This is a genomic window from Halococcus hamelinensis 100A6 (assembly GCF_000336675.1).
Classification (GTDB): Archaea; Halobacteriota; Halobacteria; order Halobacteriales; family Halococcaceae; genus Halococcus; species Halococcus hamelinensis.
This window is the reverse complement of record NZ_AOMB01000001.1, coordinates 1-852: the sequence shown is the minus strand read 5'-3', so window position 1 is coordinate 852 and position 852 is coordinate 1. Positions and strand designations below refer to the sequence as shown.

Genomic DNA, 852 nt, shown 5'->3' with positions numbered 1-852 from the left:
ACGCCTACCAGTACCTCGCCGAGCGGTACGGTTTCGAGGCGGAGACGCTGACCGAGCTCTCCCCGGACGACCAGCCGACGCCGCGGGACATCGAACGCGCCCAGGAGATCGTCGGCGAACACGACCTCGAATACGTCCTCGCGGACCCCCTCGAATCCCAGAAGGCGGCGAACCAGCTCGTCGCCGAGACCGACGCGAAGGAGGTCCTCCCGCTCACCGCGATCCCGGGGCAGACCCAAGAGTGGGTCGACAGGGGCTGGGGCTACGTCGACATCATGGAGCAGGTCAACCTGCCGACACTGGTGAAGGCACTCGACGCACAATGATGGGGCTGGCCCGGACGACACCAGGCGACGACCGGCCCGGTCCACCCTCGGTTCCCGGCAGTCGGTCTGAGCTGAGTGCCGTCGTCGAGACCACCGAAGACGGGCGGCGGAGCTGCACGATCTACCCGACCGACGCGACCGGGGTCGACCGCATGTCCCAGTGGATCACGGCGAACGGGGATTCGTTCGTCGAGCTCGGGGCGGCCGAATGACTCGCGCCGATCCACCCGTCCGAGACAACGGTGAACAGCCCGTAGCGAGCATCGAGAACGTCACGTTCGCGTACGCCGAGCGGCCCGTGATCGAAGGGGTGACGCTCGATATCGAGGCCGGGACGTTTCTCGGCCTCGTGGGTCCGAACGGCTCGGGAAAGACGACGCTCCTCGAACTCGTCCTCGGGCTCCGCCGCCCCGACCGAGGCTCGGTGCGGCTGTTCGGCGAGCCCGCCCACGCCTTCGACGACGGCGAGCGCATCGGCTACGTCCCCCAGCAGTCGGCGGCGACCGAGCGGATGCCGGTGACGGTT

Annotated in this window: 3 protein-coding genes; all 3 read left to right on the top strand. The window is 68.7% G+C overall.

Annotation, left to right across the window (positions count from 1 at the left end):
• Positions 1–326: metal ABC transporter solute-binding protein, Zn/Mn family (locus C447_RS00015; RefSeq protein ID WP_007689554.1), on the top strand; the 326-nt coding region annotated here is incomplete at its 5' end.
• The gene (locus tag C447_RS00010) at positions 323–538 is read left to right on the top strand and encodes a DUF7511 domain-containing protein (RefSeq protein WP_029601767.1); all 216 of its coding nucleotides are present in this window, start codon (positions 323–325) and stop codon (positions 536–538) included. The genes C447_RS00015 and C447_RS00010, both read left to right, overlap by 4 nt.
• Positions 535–852 (top strand): ATP-binding cassette domain-containing protein (locus C447_RS00005; protein ID WP_007689549.1); only part of this gene is annotated, 318 nt, incomplete at its 3' end. The genes C447_RS00010 and C447_RS00005, both read left to right, overlap by 4 nt.